The sequence below is a fragment of the Dactylosporangium thailandense genome, from assembly GCF_059739745.1.
This window is the reverse complement of sequence record NZ_AP029195.1, coordinates 4,357,451-4,378,121: the sequence shown is the minus strand read 5'-3', so window position 1 is coordinate 4,378,121 and position 20,671 is coordinate 4,357,451. Positions and strand designations below refer to the sequence as shown.

General features: G+C 73.0%; 16 protein-coding genes and 1 pseudogene. 12 read left to right on the top strand and 5 right to left on the bottom strand.

Annotation, left to right across the window (positions count from 1 at the left end):
- Positions 1-14 precede the first annotated feature (14 nt).
- Genes AC6JBM_RS18875 through AC6JBM_RS18860 form a run of 4 tightly spaced genes read left to right on the top strand, consistent with a single transcriptional unit; the run spans position 15 to position 4,165 of the window.
- Positions 15-845 carry an enoyl-CoA hydratase-related protein gene (locus AC6JBM_RS18875; RefSeq protein ID WP_497984892.1) on the top strand — a complete coding sequence of 277 codons (831 nt, stop codon included), beginning with the start codon at positions 15-17 and terminating at the stop codon, positions 843-845.
- Complete coding sequence (locus AC6JBM_RS18870; protein WP_497984891.1) at positions 838-1,998, top strand: CaiB/BaiF CoA transferase family protein; 1,161 nt, start codon at positions 838-840, stop codon at positions 1,996-1,998. The genes AC6JBM_RS18875 and AC6JBM_RS18870 overlap by 8 nt, the downstream gene beginning before the upstream one ends.
- Entirely contained in the window at positions 1,998-3,026 is a 1,029-nt protein-coding gene (locus tag AC6JBM_RS18865) for an LLM class F420-dependent oxidoreductase (protein WP_497984890.1), read from the top strand. The genes AC6JBM_RS18870 and AC6JBM_RS18865 overlap by 1 nt, the downstream gene beginning before the upstream one ends.
- A complete protein-coding gene (locus tag AC6JBM_RS18860) occupies positions 3,023-4,165 on the top strand; it encodes an acyl-CoA dehydrogenase family protein (protein WP_497984889.1) in 1,143 nt (380 codons plus the stop codon). Before AC6JBM_RS18865 ends, AC6JBM_RS18860 begins: the two co-directional genes overlap by 4 nt.
- Here AC6JBM_RS18860 and AC6JBM_RS18855 read toward each other — a convergent pair.
- Together AC6JBM_RS18855 and AC6JBM_RS18850 are read right to left on the bottom strand one after the other, a co-directional pair.
- Complete coding sequence (locus AC6JBM_RS18855) at positions 4,151-4,837, bottom strand: TetR/AcrR family transcriptional regulator (RefSeq protein WP_497984888.1); 687 nt, start codon at positions 4,835-4,837, stop codon at positions 4,151-4,153. The genes AC6JBM_RS18860 and AC6JBM_RS18855 overlap by 15 nt on opposite strands.
- A 77-nt stretch (positions 4,838-4,914) precedes the next feature.
- Entirely contained in the window at positions 4,915-6,753 is a 1,839-nt protein-coding gene (locus AC6JBM_RS18850; protein WP_497984887.1) for an AMP-dependent synthetase/ligase, read from the bottom strand.
- Positions 6,754-7,044: 291 nt separating this feature from the next.
- Here AC6JBM_RS18850 and AC6JBM_RS18845 point away from each other — a divergent pair, with 291 nt between their 5' ends.
- Positions 7,045-8,280 carry an oxygenase MpaB family protein gene (locus tag AC6JBM_RS18845; RefSeq protein WP_497984886.1) on the top strand — a complete coding sequence of 412 codons (1,236 nt, stop codon included), beginning with the start codon at positions 7,045-7,047 and terminating at the stop codon, positions 8,278-8,280.
- Between the two features lie 30 nt (positions 8,281-8,310).
- On the opposite strand, the gene AC6JBM_RS18840 is transcribed toward AC6JBM_RS18845, so the two are convergent.
- Positions 8,311-8,994 (bottom strand): ABC transporter ATP-binding protein, encoded by a 684-nt coding sequence (locus AC6JBM_RS18840; protein ID WP_497984885.1) that lies wholly within the window; start codon positions 8,992-8,994, stop codon positions 8,311-8,313.
- Positions 8,995-9,167: 173 nt separating this feature from the next.
- Here AC6JBM_RS18840 and AC6JBM_RS18835 point away from each other — a divergent pair, with 173 nt between their 5' ends.
- The 7 genes and pseudogenes from AC6JBM_RS18835 (at position 9,168) to AC6JBM_RS18805 (ending at position 17,077) form a co-directional block, all read left to right on the top strand.
- Positions 9,168-10,451 carry a sensor histidine kinase gene (locus AC6JBM_RS18835; RefSeq protein WP_497984884.1) on the top strand — a complete coding sequence of 428 codons (1,284 nt, stop codon included), beginning with the start codon at positions 9,168-9,170 and terminating at the stop codon, positions 10,449-10,451.
- Complete coding sequence (locus AC6JBM_RS18830) at positions 10,448-11,128, top strand: response regulator (protein WP_497984883.1); 681 nt, start codon at positions 10,448-10,450, stop codon at positions 11,126-11,128. The genes AC6JBM_RS18835 and AC6JBM_RS18830 overlap by 4 nt, the downstream gene beginning before the upstream one ends.
- Before the next feature lie 280 nt (positions 11,129-11,408).
- Positions 11,409-11,717 (top strand): hypothetical protein, encoded by a 309-nt coding sequence (locus tag AC6JBM_RS18825; RefSeq protein ID WP_497984882.1) that lies wholly within the window; start codon positions 11,409-11,411, stop codon positions 11,715-11,717.
- Positions 11,718-11,810: 93 nt separating this feature from the next.
- Positions 11,811-12,548 carry an enoyl-CoA hydratase-related protein gene (locus AC6JBM_RS18820; protein ID WP_497984881.1) on the top strand — a complete coding sequence of 246 codons (738 nt, stop codon included), beginning with the start codon at positions 11,811-11,813 and terminating at the stop codon, positions 12,546-12,548.
- A gap of 227 nt (positions 12,549-12,775) precedes the next feature.
- A pseudogene (locus tag AC6JBM_RS18815) lies at positions 12,776-14,698 on the top strand (heavy metal translocating P-type ATPase); the annotation flags it as partial.
- Between the two features lie 6 nt (positions 14,699-14,704).
- A complete protein-coding gene (locus tag AC6JBM_RS18810; RefSeq protein ID WP_497986490.1) occupies positions 14,705-15,154 on the top strand; it encodes a hemerythrin domain-containing protein in 450 nt (149 codons plus the stop codon).
- Between the two features lie 90 nt (positions 15,155-15,244).
- The gene (locus AC6JBM_RS18805) at positions 15,245-17,077 is read left to right on the top strand and encodes a sensor histidine kinase (RefSeq protein WP_497984880.1); all 1,833 of its coding nucleotides are present in this window, start codon (positions 15,245-15,247) and stop codon (positions 17,075-17,077) included.
- A gap of 9 nt (positions 17,078-17,086) precedes the next feature.
- Here the strand turns inward: AC6JBM_RS18805 and AC6JBM_RS18800 are convergent, their stop codons facing one another.
- Positions 17,087-18,070 (bottom strand): extracellular catalytic domain type 1 short-chain-length polyhydroxyalkanoate depolymerase, encoded by a 984-nt coding sequence (locus tag AC6JBM_RS18800; RefSeq protein WP_497984879.1) that lies wholly within the window; start codon positions 18,068-18,070, stop codon positions 17,087-17,089.
- A gap of 233 nt (positions 18,071-18,303) precedes the next feature.
- Positions 18,304-20,121, bottom strand: a complete 1,818-nt coding sequence (locus AC6JBM_RS18795; RefSeq protein WP_497984878.1) for a hypothetical protein — start codon at positions 20,119-20,121, stop codon at positions 18,304-18,306.
- Positions 20,122-20,671: the final 550 nt, after the last annotated feature.

Here is a 20,671-nt window from a genome sequence, read left to right as displayed (position 1 = left end):
GTAGAGAGTATCAAATGTCAAATATCACTGACCCGGACCGGACGGAGCCGATCGGGGCCGGGCTGCTGGCCGCCACCGGCCACGGCGTCCGCACGATCTGGTTCGACCGGCCCGACCGGCGCAACGCCATGACCCTGGAGATGTTCCGCGACTACTACACCGCCCTGCGGTCGGCCGACGAGGACCCCGCCGTCCGGGCCATCGTCGTCACCGGCACCGGCGACTGGTTCTGCACCGGCGCCGACCCGGAGTCGCTGCAGGGGCTGCTCGACCCGCGCCACCGCGACCGCCTGGTGCACGAGCTCGGCTTCGCGGCCCACCTGCCGGCGACCCTCTCGACGCCGATCATCGCCGCGGTCAACGGCGGCGCCGCCGGCCTCGGCCTGGTGCACGCTCTCTACGCCGACGTCCGGTTCCTGGCCGCGCAGGCCCGCCTCTCCACCGCGTTCAGCCGCCTCGGCCTCGTCGCCGAATACGGCAGCGCCTGGCTGCTGCCCCGGCTCGTCGGCGCGGGCAACGCCCTGGACCTGCTGCTCTCCGCCCGCAGGATCGACGCGGCGGAGGCGTTGCGGATCGGGCTCGTGCAACGGGTCCTCCCACGCGACCGAGTGCTCGCCGAGGCCCGAGCCTATGCCGCGGACCTCGCCGAGCACTGCTCGCCGGCCTCGATGGCGGCGATCCGGCGGCAGGTATGGTCGGGCCTGGAGACCGGGATCGCCACCGCGGCGGACGCCGCGGTCGAGCACATGGCCGCCTCGCTGGCCGGGCCGGACTTCGCCGAGGCCCTTACCAGCCGGGCCCAGGGGCGGGCACCGCGGTTCGCACCGAGGGACGCGCGTGCGTAGCGGCCCGCTGGCCGGAGTCCGGGTGCTGGAGCTGGCCGGGATCGGGCCCGGCCCGTTCGCGGCGATGCTGCTGGCCGACCTCGGCGCCGACGTCGTGCGCGTCGACCGGCCCGAACCCGGCGCGCCGCTCCTCGGCGACCCGAGCCGCGACCTGCTCAACCGGGGCAAACGCTCGATCATCGTGGACCTCAAGCACCCCGACGGCGCCGACGTGGTCCTCAGCCTGGCCGAGCGCTCCGCCATCCTGATCGAGGGCTGGCGGCCGGGCGTGGCCGAACGGCTGGGCCTCGGGCCGGAGGCCGCGCTGGAGCGCAACCCGGCCCTGGTGTACGGGCGGATGACCGGCTGGGGCCAGGACGGGCCGCTGGCCCATGCGGCCGGTCACGACATCGGCTACATCGCCGTCGCCGGGGCACTGCACCCCATCGGCCCGGCCGGCGGGCCGCCGCAGATCCCGCTCAACCTGGTCGGCGACTTCGGCGGCGGCGCGCTGTACCTCGTCGTCGGCTGTCTGGCCGCGCTGCACGTGGCCCGGAGCACCGGCCGGGGCCAGGTCGTCGACGCCGCCATCGTCGACGGCACCGCCCACCTGACCACCGTCTTCGCGGGGCTGCTGGCCGGCGGGGCCTGGCGGGCCGAGCGGGGAAGCAACCTGCTCGACGGCGGCGCCCCGTTCTACAGCGTCTACGCCACCGCCGACGGCGGGCACATGGCGGTGGGCGCCCTGGAGCCGCAGTTCTACGCCGAGCTGCTCCGGCTGCTCGGCCTCTCCGGTGCCGGGCTACCGGCCCAGGACGACGTCCGGGGATGGCCGGCGCTGCGCGCCCGGTTCGCGGCGGTCTTCGCCACCCGCACCCGGGCCGAGTGGACCGACCTGTTCGAGGGCACCGACGCCTGCGTGGCGCCGGTGCTGTCGCTGGCCGAGGCCCAGCACCATCCGCACCTCGTCGCGCGCGGGACGTTCGAGGATCACGCCGGGGTGCGCCAGCCCGCCGTGGCGCCGCGGCTGTCGTACACACCGGGAGCGGTCGGCGGCCCGCCACCGGCTCCCGGTGCCCACACCGAGGCGGTCCTGGCCGAGTGGGGCCTGGGCGCGCACGCCCGCCGCTGGCTCGACAGCGCCGCCGCCCGCCGGACCCGGGAGGAACCCTGATGCGCATCGCCACCACGCTCGCCTACGCCAACGACCCCAGGAGCGAGGCGGACGCCGTGGCCGGGTGGGAGCGCGACGGCCTCGACGTCGTATGGGTGTCCGAGGCCTACGGCTTCGACGCGCCGACCATCATGGGCTACCTCGCCGCGACGACGCGGCGGCTGGAGATCGGCTCCGCCATCCTGCCCGTCTACTCGCGCACGCCGGCCCTGCTGGCGCAGACCGCGGCCGGCCTGGACGCGATGTCGGGCGGGCGCGCCCTGCTCGGCATCGGCGCGTCGGGGCCGCAGGTGGTCGAGGGGTGGCACGGCGTCGCCTACGACCGGCCGCTGGGGCGGACCCGCGAGGTGATCCGGATCTGCCGGCAGGTGTGGCGCCGGCAGGCACTGGAGCACGAGGGCATCTACCGGCTGCCGCTGCCCGCCGGGGAGGGCACCGGGCTGGGCAAGCCCCTGAAGCTGCTCAACCACCCGGTCCGCGAGCGGATTCCGATCTACGTGGCGAGCCTCGGCGACAAGAACGTGCAGATGACCGCGGAGCTCGCCGACGGCTGGCTGCCGTTCCTGTACGACCCCGGGCGCGCGGCCGACGTCTGGGGCGGCGCACTGGCGGCCGGGCGCGAGCGGCGATCCGCCGATCTCGCGCCGCTGGAGGTGGTGGCCGGCGGGCCGCTGGCGATCGGCCCCGACGTGACCGGCCTGCGGGACCTCGCCCGGCCGCTGATCGCGCTGTACGTCGGCGGCATGGGCGCCAAGGGCCGCAACTTCTACCACGACCTGCTGTGCCGCTACGGCTACGGCGAGGAGGCCGGTCGCATCCAGGAGCTGTACCTGGCCGGGCACAAGGCCGAGGCCGCCGCCGCGGTGCCGGCCGAGCTGCTGGAGCGCACCAGCCTGATCGGCCCGGCCGCGTACGTGCGGGACCGGGTCCAGGCGTATCGCGACGCCGGCGTCACGGTCCTCAACGTCACGCCGCTCGGGGCCGACCCGCGGCGCCTCATCGCCGCCGTGAAGGAGATGACACAGTGAACCGCACGACGTTCACCGCCGAGCACCGGGCGTTCGCCGACATGGTGCGCGCCTTCATCGGCAAGGAGATCGCGCCGCACCACGAGCGCTGGGAGGCCGAGGGCATCGTCGACCGCGCCGTGTGGCGGGCCGCGGGCGCCGCCGGGCTGCTGGGCTTCTTCGTCGACGAGCGCTACGGCGGCGGCGGGGTGACGGACCGGCGCTTCAACGCCATCCTCACCGAGGAACTGGCCCGGGCCGGCGCCAGCGGACCGGCGTTCGGGCTGCACAACGACATCGTCGGGCCGTACCTCACCGACCTGACCACCGACGAGCAGCGGCAGCGGTGGCTGCCGGGCTACTGCTCCGGCGAGATCATCACGGCGATCGCGATGTCCGAGCCCGGCGCCGGCAGCGACCTGCAGGGCATCACGACCACCGCGGTGCGCGGTGCCGGTACGGGCGACGAGTACGTCCTCAACGGGCAGAAGACCTTCATCAGCAACGGCATCCTGGCCGACCTCGTCATCGTCGTCGCCCGCACCGACCCCGCGGCCGGGCACCGGGGGATCAGCCTGCTGGTCGTGGAGCGCGGCATGCCCGGCTTCGAGCGCGGCCGCAACCTCGACAAGATCGGGCAGAAGGCGCAGGACACCGCCGAGCTGTTCTTCTCCGACGTGCGGGTGCCGGTGGCCAACCGGCTCGGCGCGGAGGGCGAGGGTTTCCGGTACCTGATGCGCAATCTGGCCTTCGAACGGCTGTCGATCGCGGTCGCCGCGCTCGCGGGCGCCGAGGCGGTGTTCGAGCAGACCCTGGCCTACTGCAAGCAGCGCCAGGCCTTCGGGCGGCCGATCGGCACCTTCCAGCACAACCGGTTCGTGCTGGCGGAGCTGGCCACCGAGCTGCGCCTCGGCCGGGTCTTCGTCGACCAGTGCCTGATCGACGCGGCGCTCACGGCCGAGACCGCGGCGATGGCGAAGTGGTGGTGCACCGAGCTGCAGCTCCGCACCGTCGACCGGTGCCTGCAGCTGCACGGCGGCTACGGCTACATGCGCGAGTACGCGGTGGCCCGGGCCTATCTCGATGCCCGCGTGCAGACCATCTACGGCGGCACGACGGAGATCATGAAGGAGCTGATCGGCCGGTCACTCGGCCTGTGAGCCGTGCTCCAGCATCGGCACCAGGAATCGCCGGGCCAGCGCGCGCAGCTGCCCGGCGTCGTCGAGATCGACGACGTGGCTCGGCGTGACCAGGAAGGAGCAGGACAGCCGCGTCATCAGCTCGGCCACCACCTCCACGTCCACGTCGCCGGAGAGGTGCCCGGCGCGCTGCTCGCGGCGCAGCTGCCCGGCGACGAAGCGCTGCACCGTGGCCAGGGTGCCCCCGCCGTCACCGATCATCGACGGGATGAGGGCGTCCGGCTCGCCCGCCATCAGACCGCCGATCAGCGGGTTGCCCCGGATGGCCTGCAGTGAGCTGACGAAGCCCAGCACCACCCGGTCGGCGACGGTCGCGGCCTGCTGGATGTCGACGAGGAACCGGTCGAAGTACCGCCGGAACTCGCGCCGGACCACCTGCTCGACGAGCGCGTCCTTCGAGGCGAACCGGCGATAGGCGGTGATCCGCGAGACGCCGGCCCGCCGCGCGACGTCCTCCATGGTGGAGCGGCGGATACCCATGCGGCAGAACTGGTCGTAGGCCGCGTCGAGCAGCTGCCGGGCGACCTCGTCGCTGTCGTCGGCCCGCCCGAGCGCGTCGGTGAAGGCGCGCTCGAGCAGCGACGGTGCGCCCGGCGGAGCGTCGAGCGCGGACATCAGCGGGTCGCCGGCCATGAGCCGTCCTGCTCCTGTTCCTGCGATACGTTGAGGCGAGTTGCGTATCACAGTACCAAGCGATGGCCGGACGGTGCCTATCCGGCGTAGAGCGCGTCGATGGTGTCGCTGTAGCGGGCGGTGATGACCCGGCGCCGCAGCTTCAGCGTGGGGGTCAGCTCGCCGGTCTCCGGTGTCCAGCTCGACGGCAGGATCCGGAAGCTCTTGACCTGCTCGGGCCGGGAGAGCCGGGCGTTGGCGGCGTCCACCGTGGCCTGGATCTCGGCCAGCAGCACCGGATTCGCGGCCAGGGCGTCCGGCCGCGGGTCCTCGATGCCGTGCGCCCGGGCCCACTGCGGCGCGACCTCGTCGTCCAGGACGATCAGCGCCGTCACGTACGGCCGCCGGTCGCCGATCGCCACGGCCTGGCCGATCAAGGGGTGGGCGCGCAGCAGTGCCTCGATCTGGGCCGGCGAGACGTTCTTGCCGCTCGAGGTGATGATGAGTTCCTTCTTGCGGTCGGTGATGGTGAGGAAGCCGTCCTCGTCGAGGGTGCCGACGTCGCCGGTGGCCAGCCACCCGTCCGTGTCGGTGATCGCCTCCACGCCGCCGTCCCGGCGCAGGTAGCCGGAGCAGACCAGCGGTCCCCGCACGAGGATCTCGCCGTCCTCGGCGAGGCGGACCTCCATGCCCGGGTTGGGCCGGCCGACGGTGCCGGTGCGGAACCGGGCCGGCGTGTTGATGGTGGCCGTGCCGGTGGTCTCGGTCATGCCCCAGACCTCGAGCACGTCGAGTCCGAGCCCGGCGAGGAACCGCAGCACCTCGACCGGGATGGGCGCCGCGCCGCTGCCGGCCCACACCATGTTCTGCAGCCCGAGCAGCGCGCGCATCGGCCGCAGGACGGAGTCGTCCGCCTGCGCCAGCCGGGTGGCCAGCTCGTCCGGAACCGGCCGGCCGGCCGCGCGCAGCTCGTAGGCCTCCAGCGCCACCGCGCTCGCCGCCTCGAACGCGGCGCGTGCCGCCGCAGCGGCGGCGGCCAGCTGGGCCTGCACGCCGGCGGCCATCTTCTCCCACACGCGCGGCACGCCGAAGAACGAGGCCGGCCCGACCGCGCGCAGCGCCGCGACGAGCTGGCCCGCGTCCGGGCAGATCGTCACGTGACCGGCGCGGTAGACGGCGTTGTAGATGCCCAGCATCCGCTCGGCGATGTGCGCGAGCGGCAGGTAGGCGACCGACGGGGCGTGGTCGGGCACCGCGACGGTCGCCTCGAGCACCACGGCCTGGTAGATGACGTTGTGGTGGCTGAGCACGACGCCCTTCGGGTCGCCGGTGGTGCCGGAGGTGTACAGCAGCGTCACCGGCTGGTCCGGCCGGATCGCGCGCCAGCGCCGCTCGAACGCCTCGGGGTCGGCGCGGTGCGCGGTCCGGCCCACGGCCCGCACGTGCGAGAGGGGCACGGTCGCCAGGCTGATGTCGTCCGGCGCGGGCTCGTCGACCAGCACGATCCGGCGCAGGTCGGGCAGGTCGGGCAGGATCGGCCGCCAGCGGGCGAGCTCGGCCGCCCCCTCCAGCACGAGGACCTGGGCCCGGCTGTGCACGGCCAGGTACCGCAGCTGCTCGGGGCTCAGCGTCGGGTAGACCGTGGACGGCACCGCGCCCAGGTGAACCGCGGCCAGGTCGACCAGCCAGTGCTCGGGCCGGCCGGACATCATGATCAGCATGTGCCGGCCCGGCCGCAGCCCGATCTCGGCCAGGCCGCGGGAAATCTCGGCCACCTCCTGACGCAGCTCGGACCAGGTCCGGGTGTCGTCGCGGCCCAGCGTCGTCAGCGCCGGCCGATCGCCGAATTCGGTGGCGTTGCGGTGTAGCAGGCCGGGAACGGTCAGGTCGGCGGCGGTCTTCGCGCACTGGTCGGCAAGGGTGTCGGCGGGGTCCATGGGTGTGCTCCTTAACCGGGACCGGGCGGGGTGTCGGTCGAGCAGAGCCGCTGCGGGCTTACCGGCACTGTAAACGACGGCTAACTTTCTGGGAAGGTTCCGCGTGTGCCCCCTCATTCCCGGTTGGAGAACGCAGAACGGCGACTAACTGACGGGGCGCGGTGCGGCATTGATCGACGTCGCCGGATGCCTTGTGGTCGGGGGCGCGGTGTGCTCTGATGCCTGATACACGGATGCAGTTCGTGTATCAACGTATCAACGAGCTTCCGGCCTCAAGGAAAGAGGAGAAGCGTGGAACCACTCAGCAGACGCAAGGTCTTGCGGGCCGGCGGGGCGCTGGGCGCGCTCGGGGCGCTGGCCGTCGCCGCACCCGCGCAGGCGAAGTCGGTGTGGACGTGGTCGCCCACCGGATCCGTGGCCGGTGCCGGAGTCGGCGCCGATCCGCGGTGGGTGTGGGACGAGGAGGCCGATCCGCTGGTCGCCTCGCTGATCGATCGGGGCGATGTGCCCGCCGTCAACGCGCTGCTGCGGACCTGGACCAAGAACGGCCAGGCGCTGCCGGCCGGGCTCCCCGCCGACCTGCGCGACTTCATGGAGCGCGCCCGCCGGCTGCCGGCCTGGGCCGACCAGGGCAAGCTGGCCACCGCGGTGCAGTTCAACCAGAAACGCGGCCTGTACCTCGGCGTGCTCTACGGCCTGGCCAGCGGCATGATGAGCACCGTCATCCCGAAGGAGGCCCGCGCCGTCTACTACTCCAAGGGCGGCGCGGACATGAAGGACCGCATCTCCAAGACGGCCAAGCTCGGCTACGACATCGGGGCCGTCAACGCCTTCCAGCCCGACGGCGAGATGATCGTGACCGCCGTCAAGACCCGCCTGGTGCACGCGGCGGTCCGCCACCTGCTGCCGCAGTCGCCCGACTGGGCGCAGGTCGCCGACGAGGACATCCCGATCAGCCAGCGCGACATGATGGTCACCTGGCACAGCCTGCCCACCACCGTCATGCAGAAGCTCAACGCCTGGCAGGTGCCGATCCCGGCCGCCGAGTCCACGGCGTTCCTGCACTCGTGGCAGGTCGGCGCGCACATGCTGGGCATCCGCGACGAGTACATCCCGGCGACGTGGAGCGAGGCCAACGCCCAGGCCCAGCAGGTGCTCACCCCGATCCTGGCGCCGACGGCCGAGGGGCTCGTGCTCTCCGACATCCTGCTCAACCTCGGCTCCGTGATCGACGGCGGTCTGCTGACCAAGCCGATCCTCGGCGCGTTCACGCGGTTCATGCTCGGCGACCAGATCGCGGGCTGGCTGCAGATCGCGCGGGAGCCGCTCTGGGACACGCTGCTGCGCACGGCCTGGGGCCCGTTCATCCTCGTGCGCGAGGGCCTGCTGCCGTTCCCGCTGGCGCCCGAGGCCTACTGGCTCTTCGACGAGTTCCTGCGCAAGGCCGCCCTGCTGTTCCTGTCCGAGGCCAGGCCGATCAGCATCGAGATCCCTGTGACGAACCGCCCCGGGCAGGTGTCGCGCTGACCCGAGCGGACGTCAGCCGGAGCGGCATCGTCATCGGGCGGCCCGCGCTTCCGCCTCGGTGCCGATCCGGCCGTCGCGCACGATGACGAGCCGGTCGGCGTACCCGGCCACCCGGCTGTCGTGGGTCACCAGCAGCACGGTGACGCCCTCCTCGCGGGCGAGCCCGACGAGCAGGTCCATCACGGCCTTGCCGGTGACCGAGTCCAGCGACCCGGTCGGCTCGTCGGCGAAGAGCACGCGCGGGCGGACGGCCAGCGCCCGCGCGACCGCGACCCGCTGGGCCTGGCCGCCGGACAGCTCGCCGGCCCGCCGCGTGCCGAGGCCGCCGAGGCCGAGCCGGTCCAGCCAGCTCGCGGCGGTCGCGTACGCCGTGTTCCTTCCGACCTTGTTCAGCAGCAGCGGCAGGGCGATGTTGTCCGCGACGGTCAGCTCCGGCACCAGCTGGCCGGACTGGAAGACGAACCCGAACGCGGTGCGCCGCAGCTTCGTACGGGCCGGTTCGGGCAGGGTGTCGAGCCGCCGGCCGTCGTAGCGCACCTCGCCGCTGTCGGGCGTGAGGATGCCGGAGAGGCAGTGCAGCAAGGTGGATTTGCCGGAGCCGCTGGGACCCATCACGGCCAGGATCTCGCCGGGTGCCACGGCGACGGCGGCGCCGCGCAGCGCCGGGGTCGTGCCGAACGACCGGGCGACGTCCCGGGCCTCGATCATGCTCATGCCTGGACGCTATGGGCCGCACGGGTTGCCGCGCGTCGATCTGTGCTCCGATATCGGCCGCTCCGTGGGTACGACGACGCGGCGGGGTCCTACCAGCGATGTACGACCCGGGGCCCGTCGGGCGCTGCCGAGCGGACGATGTGCCGGGCGGGCGGGTTTGCCAGACTTGGCCGGTGAGCTTCACGACGTTCCGCGAACAGTGGCGTACCGGCCCGGTGACCCCGCCGGCGCTGTCGCGGTGGGCGCTCGCCGCGGATGTCGTGCTCGCGGTGGCGCTCGCGGGCGGCGCGTACTTCGGCTTCGCCCTGCGCGCCGAGGGAATCCCCACGACGGCGTCGCACGGGCCGCCGGCGCCGGTAGCGCCCGGTGCGTCCGGTCCGCCCGACGTGGTGGTGCCGTACTTCACGTCGCTGCCCTGGCCGCAGGCGCTGCTGTGGGGCCTGGTGGTCGGGCTGGCCACGCTGCCCGTGGCGGCCCGGCGGCGCTACCCGCTCGCGGTGTTCTGGATCGTGCTGCTGGCGGCGACGACGTACCACCGGTCGCCCGGCTTCGGCGATCCGCTGTTCACGTTCGCCGCGTGTGTGGTCGCCGCGTACAGCGCGGTGATGCACAGCCCGTACCGCATCCCCGCCGTGGTCAGCGTGGTGCTCGGCGGGATCACCATGGTGCTGCACCGGGCCAGCCTGCCGATCAACCAGCCGGCCCTGCTGCTGATCCTGATCCTCGTGCCGGTCGGGCTCGCGGCGAACGCGGTGCACGGGCTGCAGCAGCGGGTGCGGATGGCGGAAGCCCAGCGGGAGGCCGAGGCGACGCTGGCGGTACAGCGTGAGCGCGCCCGGATCGCCCAGGAACTGCACGACGTGGTCACGCACAACGTGAGCGTCATGGTCGTGCAGGCGGTCGCGGCCCGCCGCGTCCTGCCCGTCGCGCCGGACAAGGTCGATCAGGCCCTGGCCGCCATCGAGTCGGGCGGCCGCGCCGCGATGAACGAGCTGCGGCACGTCATGGGCCTGCTGACCATGGACGGCGACGAGCCCGGCCCGGACGAGCCTGAGGTCGAGCCGCCGTCGCCCGGCCTGGACAGGGTACCGGAGCTCGTCGCCCGGGTCCGCGACGCCGGCACGCCCGTCGAGGTCACCGTCGACGGCGACCCGCACCCGCTGCCGCCCGGGGTCGACCTCGCGGCGTACCGGGTCGTGCAGGAGGCGCTCACCAACGCCGTGAAACACGCGGCGGGCGCCGCGGTGCACGTCCGCATCGAGCACCGGCCCGCGGAGCTGCGCGTCGAGGTCACCGACGACGGCGGCACCGCCCGTCCAGCGGCACCGGCCGGCAACGGCCGCGGCCTCATCGGGCTGCGGGAACGGCTCGCGGTCTACGGCGGGACCCTCGCCAGCGGGCCGCTGCCGTCCGGCGGCTACCGAGTCCACGCGACGATCCCGGTGCAGCGGTCGTGACCGCGGACCCGCCGCGGGTCGTGATCGCCGACGACCAGGCGCTGGTCCGCACCGGCTTCGCGATGATCCTCGGCGCCGACGGCATCGAGGTCGTCGCCGAGGCCGCCGACGGGGCCGAGGCCATCGACGCGGTCCGGCGCACGCGGCCCGACGTGGTGCTCATGGACGTGCGGATGCCCGGCGTGGACGGCCTCGAGGCCACCCGGCGCATCCTGGCCGACCACCCGGACCCGCCCCGGATCATCATCCTGACGACCTTCGACCTGGACCGGTACGTGTACGCGGCGCTGAGCGCCGGCGCGAGCGGGTTCCTGCTCAAGGACGTCACCGCCGACCGCCTCGTCTCGGCGGTGCGCATGGTCCGCACCGGCGACGCGCTGCTCGCGCCGAGCGTGACCCGCCGGCTGGTCGAGCGGTTCGCCGGACGCGACGAGGAAACGACCCTGCACCGGGACCTGTCCACCCTGACCCCGCGCGAGCTGGACATCCTCCGGCTGATCGCGCGCGGCCTGAGCAACACCGAGCTGGCGGCCCGGCTGCACATCAGCGAGACGACGGTGAAGACCCACGTCACCCGGATGCTGTCCAAGCTCGGCCTCCGCGACCGGACGCAGGCCATCATCGCCGCCTACGAGACGGGGCTGATCGTTCCCGGCACCGGCCCGCTGCCCGAGTGACTTCCTCCCCGCGCGGGACCGGTCGCTCTTGAACCGCCTCTGTACGATGCACCGCGCTCTTCTTCGTACACCAGGCATTCAGGAGTTTTTGCGCATATGACATCCCAGCCGCAGTACCACGCGCGTTCGCTGGCCCTGGCCGGGCGAGCCGCGGAAACCTCACCCCGACGCCGTTGCGGCCGTCGACCGGTTCGCCGCCGAGCGCGGCTTCCCGTTGCCCGCGTCGGTGCGGGAGTGGTATTCACTCGCCGCCGGACAGGAGATCCGGCTCCTGCCGTTCATGATCGAGAATCAGGGCGTCTGCTTCTGGGCGGTCATGCTCGACGGCAGCGACGACCCGCCGGTGATGATCTCGCTCGACGACCTGGAACCCTCCGACGAATGGACGATGCTCGCGGCCACGTTCTCGGATCTGGTGTACACCCGGATCTGGGACCATCAGGCGATGTGCGGCGTCCGGACGCTCCGGGCGCCGGTCGCGAGCTTCGACCCGGCCACCGTGCGGGCGTCCACCGGCCTGGCGACGCAGCTCAGCACGTCCTGGGGCGACGAGACCCTCGAGCGCATCGGTCATCGCCCGGCGGCCTGAACCGTCTCCTCCATGCGCACCGCGCGGCCGCGACGGGCTGTGGACACTGATCACCACGGGCCGCACCGGCCAGGAACCCGAGGAGGTTCGCGTATGAGCGAGATCCGCTACGAGGTCAGCGACGGCGTCGCACGCATCACCCTCGACGCGCCCGACCGGCGCAACGCCCTGTCGGTCGAGATGTCGCAGGAGCTGACCGACGCGGCACTCACCGCCGAGGCCGACAGGTCCGTGGGCGCGATCGTGATCAGCGGCGGCGCGCACTTCTGCGCGGGCGCCGTCCGCGGCGTGCTCGCCGACGCGGGCCGGGACCCGGCGGAGGACGGCGCCTACCGCAACCTGGAGACGGTCTACCGGGCGTTCACGACCGTCGGCTCGGTCGGCGTGCCGACCGTCGCCGCCGTGCGGGGCGCGGCCGTCGGCGCCGGCCTCAACCTGGCGCTGGCGACCGACCTGCGCATCGTCTCCCGCACCGCCCGGTTCCTGCCCGGCTTCGCCCAGATCGGCATCCATCCCGGCGGCGGTCACTACACGCTACTCGCCCGCGTGGCCGGCCGCGAGGCGGCGTCCGCGCTCGGTCTCTTCGGCGACGAGGTCGACGGCGAGCGTGCGGTCGTGCTCGGGATCGCCTGGGCGGCGTACGACGACGGCGAGGTCGAGGAGCAGGCCCTGACCATGGCCCGGCGCGTGGCCCGGGACCCCGAGCTGGCGCGGCGCATGGTCGCGAACTTCCGCCGCGAGACGGCCCTGGGCGGGGTGGCGTGGGATGTCGCCGTCGAGCTCGAACGCCCCGCGCAGATGTGGTCCTTGCGCCGCCGGCATTCCATGTGAGCTGCGAGTGGGTCCCCTACCGGCCACCGCCACGCCGGCATGCGGCCGGATCGGCCCGCGGCTGACCGAGGCGTCAGCCGTCGCCGGCGCGAGCGACGCCCCTGAGACGGGAAGGAGACCTCGCCGTCGGCCGGGTGGACGAACGCGTCTGCCTGACGGTCCTCGAAGGCGGAGGAGGACCGGCGCCAAGGTCGGGCCCTTCGGCCTTGGATCGGGCCCCGCGGCGCATGGAGCATGAAGTGAGGCCGGTTCGCCGGGCCGACCGGCTCCCAGCGGGACGGAGGGCTCCGATGGCGCAGCTGCGAGGTTCCCGCCTGTGGGCCGCCCGAGAGGCACTGCTGTTCTGGTTGGCGACGCTGCTGCTCATCGCCGGCGTGGTGGCCGCTGCCGCGGGGGCGGGCAGTCCGGCGTCCGCGCTGTGGGCCGGTGCGACGCTGGTCGGCCTGGCCTACTCGACGATCACCATTGCCGTCGCGCTGCTGCGCCGCCGGCCTTCGGTGGATGTCATCGCGTGGCTGGCGCTGGTGGGCGCCCTGCTGGTCGGCCAGCCGCTGGCCGGCGCGGTGATCTCGGTCATGCTGTTCACCGGAGGCCTCCTGGAGGCGCGCGCGTCGGCCCGGGCCCGCCGGGAACTCGGCCGCCTGGCCGCCGGCGCGCCGCGGATCGCCCGCCGGGAGGGTCCGGCCGGCCTGGACGAGATCCCGGTGGACCGGGTCGCGGTCGGCGACCGGCTGCTGGTCGGCGCCGGCGAGCTCGTCCCGGTCGACGGCCGGCTGCTCGACGACGGCGTGTTCGACGAGTCGGCGCTGTCCGGCGAGCCGCTGCCGGTCGAGCGCCGGGCCGGTGACGACGTCCGCAGCGGTGTGGTCAACGCCGGGGCGGCGGCGCGGATGCTGGCCACCGAGACAGCGGCCGCGTCGACCTACGCGGGCGTGGTGCGACTGGTGCAGCGGGCCCAGGCGAGCAGCGCACCCTTCGTCCGCCTCGCCGACCGGTTCGCGCTGATCTTCGTACCGCTGACGCTGCTGGTGGCCGGACTGGCCTGGGCGATCTCGGGTGAGGCGGTGCGGGCCGTGGCCGTGCTGGTCGTGGCGACTCCCTGCCCGCTGCTGCTGGCCGCCCCGATCGCCATCATGTCCGGCGTGTCCCGGGCGGCCCGCTACGGGGTGATCCTCAAGGGCGGGGCGGCGCTGGAGCGCCTGGCCGCCGGGCGGGTCCTGCTGTTCGACAAGACCGGCACGCTGACCAGCGGCCGGCCCGTCCTCGCCACGGTGGTCACCGGCCATGACCTGCCGGCCGACGAAGTCCTGCGGCTGGCCGCCTCGCTCGACCAGTCGTCGGCGCACGTGCTCGCCGCGCCCATCGTGACCGCCGCCCGCGACCGCCGCCTGAGCCTGTCCGCGGCGTCGGACGTGCGGGAGCGGCACGGGTTCGGCATCGAAGGAACGGTCGAGGGTCACGCGGTACGCCTCGGCAAGGCGGCCTGGGTCGTCGACGGCCCCGCCCCGGAGTGGGTGCGCCGCGCCCGGCGCCGGGCCACCCTGGACGGGTCGCTGACCGTGTTCGCGGCGGTGGACGACCGGCCCGCCGGGGTCCTGCTGCTCACCGATCCGCTGCGGCCCGACGCTCCGCGCATGATGCGGACGCTGCGCGACGCCGGCATCGAGCGCACCGTCCTGATCACCGGAGACCGGGCGGACATCGCGGAGACCGTCGGGCGGGTCGCCGGCGTCGACACCGTGTACGCCGACCGCGACCCCGCCGACAAGCTCGCCATCGTCGGCGCCGAACAGGCCGCCGCACCGAGCGTCATGGTCGGTGACGGGGTGAACGACGCCCCGGCGCTCGCCGCCGCCGGGGTCGGCGTGGCCCTGGCGGCCCGCGGTGTCACGGCCGCCGCCGAGGCGGCCGACGTCGTGCTCACCACGGACCGCGTCGACGGCCTCGCCGACGCGATCCTCGTCGCCCGCCGCGCCCGCCGCATCGCCCGCCGCTCGGCCGCGCTCGGCATGACCCTGTCGCTGGCCGCGATGGTCCCGGCCGCGGCCGGGCTGCTCACGCCGGTGGCCGGCGCGCTGCTGCAGGAGGCGATCGACGTCGCGGCCATCGGCCTGGCCCTGACGGTCCTGCTGCCGCAGCGCACGCATACCGTCACCATGCCGACCGCCGACCTCGCCGTCACCCGGCAGCTGTATGAGCAGCACACCGCCATCCGCCCGATCGTCGAGCAGATCCGGGCCGTCGCCGACGACCTCTCCGTCACCCGAGCCGACCTCGGGCCCGCCCGTGCGCTGCTCGACCGCCTCGAGACCGACCTGCTGCCGCACGAGCGGGCCGAGGAGGAGCAGCTGCTGCCGATCGTCGCGCGGGCCCTCGGCGGTCCCGACCCGATCGCGGCGCTGAGCCGCACCCACGCCGAGATCGAGCACCAGATCCGCCGGCTGCGCCGAACCCTGCCGGACGTCGGCAGCCGGCCCGAGCCGGAAGACGTGATCGACCTGCGGGCCGGGCTCTACGGTCTGTACGCCATCATGCAGCTGCACAACGCGCAGGAGGAGGAGAACGCGTTCAGCCTGATGCCGACGGCTCGGGGCGGCGACGCGTGAACCGGCCCGGGTAGCGTTGAAAAGGTTGGCAGACCTTTCGAAGCGTGTCACCGCGCGATTCGAGCTGCGTCGCCAGCGCGAGGTGTACGTGTGGGACCTGAGAGCGTGATGCGGGAGAGGGCGGCCCCGATGCGGGTACGCCTGCTGTCGTCCCTGGTGCGTGCGAAGCCGCCGCTCCCGCTCGCGCTCCTGCTCGCGGCGGTGGTGATCGCGGCGGAGACCGTGATCCTGATCCCGCTGCACGGCGCCGTCCGCCAGGACTCCCGGGGGATGATCTACCTCGTCGGCGTTCTGGTCATCTCGACCGTGTGCGGGGCCAAGCTCGGTGTGCTCTCGGCCCTGGCCAGCACCGTTGCCTACAACTACTTCCAGGTCCCGCCCTTCGGCAAGTTCGAGGTCTCCACCACCAGGGAAGACCTGAAGGAGGCGGCCGTCTTCATGGCGGCCGCCCTGCTCGTCAGCGGTCTTGCCCACCTCGCCCGCAGACACGCCGCGGAGACGTCGGACCGCCGCCAGGAGGCCGACCTCGGTGCCGGCCTGGCCCGCCTGCTCCTCGGCACCGACGACCTGCAACCCGCCTTGGGCGTCGCCGCGCACCGGATCGCTCAGACCCTCCACATTCCCCGGGCGGCGATCGAGCTCGGCACGGCCACCACGAACGCTGACCGGGTGGCCTTCCCGCTGCGGACCTGGTCGACCGACCTCGGCACCCTGCTCGTCCCGGCCGGCCTGCCCGAACCCACCCTGGTACGCCTCCGTGAGCGGATCATTCCCATGCTCGCATCGGTGCTCGGCGCCGCGCGGGAACGCGAGGCGAGCCGGGAGCAGCAGGCCGCATTGCGCCGGGTGGCGATGCTGGTCGCCAAGGGGATCAAGCCGACCGAGGTGTTCGAGGCCGTAGCCGAGGAGATCGGCCGGGTCCTCGGTCCGTACCCCACGGCGCTGTACCGGTACGAATCCAACGGCACCGTCCGCAGACTGGCCGGCACCATGGAGCTGAACGTGGCCGAGCAGACATTCCCGGTCGAGGGAGAGTCGCTCCTGCCGATGGTGCTGCGGACCCGCGCCGCGGCCCGGATCGCCTCGTACGAGAACTCCACGGGCCCCAACGCCGCGGTCGCTCGCCGTGAAGGCATCAAATCGGGGGTCGGTGTCCCGATCGTGGTCGAAGGCCGTGTCTGGGGGGTGGCCGTCGTCGTGACGATGCGACCCGAGCCGTTGCCGGACGACACCGAAGCCCGCATGGGCGACTTCACGGAGCTCGTCGCGACCGCGATCGCCAACGCCGAGACCCACGCGGAGCTCACCGCGTCGCGTGCGCGCATCGTCGCCGCCAGCGATGAGGCGCGCCGCCGCATCGAACGCGACCTGCACGACGGCGCACAGCAGAGTCTCGTCGCGCTCGGCCTCCAACTGCGCGGTGTCGAGGCGGCGCTGCCCGCCGACCTGGTGTCCGTTCGTGACGACCTGTCGCTGGCCGTGGGCAACCTGACCGGCGTCCTGCACGACCTGCAGGAGCTCTCGCGCGGCATCCACCCGGCGATCCTGTCCAAGGGCGGACTCGGCGCGGCCGTCAAGTCCCTCGCGCGCCGCAGTCCCACCCCCGTGGACCTCGCCCTGGCCGTCGGGCAGCGACTACCCGAACAGGTCGAGGTCGGCGCCTACTACGTCGTGTCCGAGGCGCTCACGAACACCGCGAAACACGCCCACGCAACGCTGGTCCGCGTCGGCCTCGAAACCTGCGACAGCTGTCTGCGGATCTCGGTGCAGGACGACGGCGTCGGCGGCGCCGGCGTGAGTCGCGGCTCGGGACTCGTCGGCCTCCGCGATCGCGTTGCCGCGCTCGGCGGCCGGCTGGAGATCTCCAGCCCGGTCGGCCACGGAACGGCACTCAAGGCCGAGATCCCGATCGACAAGCGCTGAGCCTGGTACTCAACCCTTGCCCGGATGGGAGCTGAAGAACTGCCAGATCGTGTCGGTCGCGTTCAACGCCGTCGACGGTGGCGGCAGCCCGAGCAGCTTCTCCACCGCCGGCATCGGGGTGCCGCCCGGCCACTGGTGCCCGGCCCCCGCGATGGTGATCAGCTCGACGTCACGCCCGTCGGGGCAGCGGGCCAGCGACGTGGTGACCGAGCCCGAGGTGTGGGCCTGCGGTGCGGAACACCGCTCGGTCTTGCGCCAGCCGGCGATCTGGTCGGGCACCGAGCCGCCGTCGATCTTGACCGGGATCAGCCCCACGCCGTCGTTGTTCATCTTCCCCGGCTTGCCGTCGTACGGGACGATGTCGTCCCCGGTGCCGTGGACGTGGATCACGGAGATGGGTGCCGGCGACGGGCAGTCCCCGAGCAGCTTGCCGGCCACCACCCCGATCGCGGCGAACGTGGTGCTGTCGCAGGCCAGCCGGTAGGCGAGCATCCCGCCGTTGGATATGCCGGTGGCGTAGGTCCGGGCCGGATCGATCGGCAGGTCTTTCGAGACCGCCGCCACCACGTCCTTGATGAACGCCACGTCGTCGACGCCGCCGTGGACCGACGGGCCGCAGCAGTCGCCGCTCACGACCCAGGATCGCAGGAGCCCGTCGGGGTATGCGACCACGAAACCCTTGCGGTCGGCCTCGGCGTTCCAGCCGTACGCCATCTCCGCCTGGACGCCGTCGCCCAGCGCGCCGTGCAGCATCACGACCAGCGGCACCGGCTTCGACATCGACAGGTTGGCCGGCCGGTACAGCCGGTACGTGCGCTTCGTTCCGCCGATGGTGATGGTGTGGTCGGTCGAACCGGCGGCGACGGCCGGGCTGCGGACCTTGCCCGCGGCCGCCTTGGTCGTGCTCGCCGCGGTCGGTGTGGCCGACCCGCGCCCCTGCGGCTGTCCCGCATCGCAGGCGATGAGGACGATGAGCGCGCACACGGCCGCCACCGCCCACACGGTACGCCTGGCGGACGTCGTACTGCTGGTTGGCCAATTCATGAAGCCTCCGCCTCTCTCGGTAACGCGGCCTCTCTCGGTAACGCGGCCTCTCTCGGTAACGCGGCCTCTCTCGGTTACGCGGCCTCTCTCGGCAACGCGTGCCTCGTCGGTGGTGGCCGCCGGCCGGTCGGCGCCGTGCGCTGACCGGCCGGCGGGAAAGGGATGCCGCAGGCCCGAGCGGGTCAGTTGCCCCGGCCCGGACGGTAGGCCGCCGGCCGGTTGTTGCCGGTGGCGCGCAGCCGGATCAGCTCCCAGCCACCCTCGGGGACGTTGTCGCCCTTGTCGGTGCGCAGGTTCATCGGGTTGGCCATGCCGAGATAGATCGTCGATCCGTTGGCCACCATGTTGCGCACGCCGTAGTTGAAGTAGTTGCCCAGCCCGGTGGTGTTGACCGGGCGGGCCGGCGACTGCGGGCTGTCGAACGCCCACAGGTCGGCGCCGTACGTCTTCGGGTCGGGCGTGCCGAACGCGGCCCGGACCCCCGGCAGCGCCTTCGCGGGCGAGTACTGGCTGATCTGGCCCCAGTCCATCGTGCCGACGTACAGCGAGCCGCCGGCGACCACCATCGACCAGGTGTAGTTGTTGTAGACGTTGCCGAACCCGGCCGAGCCCCACTTGGGCTTGTACCCGGTGGAGGCGAGGTGCCAGGCGCCGGCCCCGTTGTTCGCCTTCGGGTCGTACGCGGGCAGCTGCGACGCCCCGTAGAGCAGGTCGACCGTCGGGCGGCCCTTGTCGAAGTTGGCGGCGCGGAAGATGCTCACCGTGCGCTGGGTGTTCTTCACCGCGAGGCCGCCCGCCTGGTCGTTCGCCGGCGGGTACTGCTTCACCATGGCCGCGGTGGCCTGCAGCGGCACGTGCATCGTGCCCCAGTACAGGTAGCCGCCGTACGAGGCCAGCGAGCCGAGGCCGTACGTCTTGGCCACGACCGGGTCGGGCTCGTACTGGCTCACGCCCCACACCTGCCGCCAGCTGCCGGCGTCGTCCTTGGTCAGGCCGGGCTGGCCGTTGGCCAGCGGCGCGCTCATCCAGAGGCCCGCCGCGGTCGCCTTCGTGCTCCCGCCGGCGCTGGGCCAGGTGGTGACGAAGAGCCGGCCCTGGTGCACGACGAGATCCGCGACCTGCGACGGCAGGTAGCCCACCGTCGTGAACTTGAACGGGTTGGACTTGTTGCCGGTCCAGCGCAGCACCGCGCCGCCGCCCTGGCCCTCGGGGCCGATGCCGACACCGGCGTAGAGGGCACCGTCGGCCACGACGAAGTGCCGGATGTTGCCGTACGTGTTGAGGCTCGTCGACCCGAGGTACTTACCCGAGTTGCTGTCGAAGGCGAAGAGGTTGATGCCGAGCAGACCCGGGCCGCCGAGCAGCACCACACCGTTGTACGTGCCGGCGGCACGCATGCCGACGGTCGTGTTGAGCCGCAGGCTGTCGTTGCTGGACGCGTTGTTGATGTCGGCGGTCTTGTCGGTCAGCTTCTTCGTCGACGTCTGGTAGACGTACACCTTCGGCGCGCGCCAGTCGCCCAGACCGGCCGCCAGGTTGCCCGCGCTGCCCAGGCTGTCCTTGAGGTTGCCGAGCTTGCCCCCGAGGCCGCCGATCTTCTGGGTCAGCTGGTTGCCCAGCTGGCTGGAGCCGTACTCGCACACGTAGTCGTCGTTCTGGGTCGGCGTCGTCTGCGCGAGGCTCGTGCCGAGCGTGAGGCACTGGACGTTGGCGCCCGTGCCGAACCAGACCCGGTCGCCGGACTGGGCCAGGCCCCAGATGTACGACTGGTTCACCTTCGCCTGGCCCTCCTGGCAGGGCGGCCCGGACGGGTACGGCTGACCGATGCCGGCGAAGCACTCGTCCGGTGCGGCCTTCGCCAGCAGCTCCGGCCCCGAGGCCGTCCGCGCCGCCTGGGCCGTGATGGCACCGCTGGCGGCCGGCGCGGCGACGAACACGGGGATGGCCGCCAGGATCGCGGCGGGTAGCAGAGATCGGGCGAAGAACCGGATCCTGTGCATGCTTGTCCTCTCATCAGGTACAGGTCCGTCGGCGGCAGCCGCGCGGACGTCGAAAAGGGCGAGAGATAAGGGATCCGCCGACGGGCAGGGGCGTCTGCCGTCGCGGGCGGATGACGGGTACAGCGATGTCCGCACCCCGAGCCGAGCGGGCGGGAAGGGTGCGTGCCGACGGGCGGTGCGGCATTGGCAGTCCGGCTGGAATCCAGCACATCGGACGCGCTGCGCCATGCGGGCGTCTCGCCGAGCGCGGAAGGGTCCGCGGGCGGTTCAGCCCAAGGCATCTACAACGAGGTTTGTATCAGACCGCCGACGTGCGAAGGGGAGGATCGGCGAAGAGAGTCCTGAATAGCCGGACAAACCTGAGGACCGTGTTGTACGAATAACGTGTCGCGGCCACAGCGTGCTGGAAGACGCCGCGGACTCGCCGGTTGCGGACGCCGGCGGCGCGCACGCCGGACGTGAGCATGCTTCGGCCCGACGGCCTTGAGTTCGCTCTGGTGAAGACCCGACTGATTCGGCGCACAAGGCTGCGTCGTGGGGTCAGTGTGCG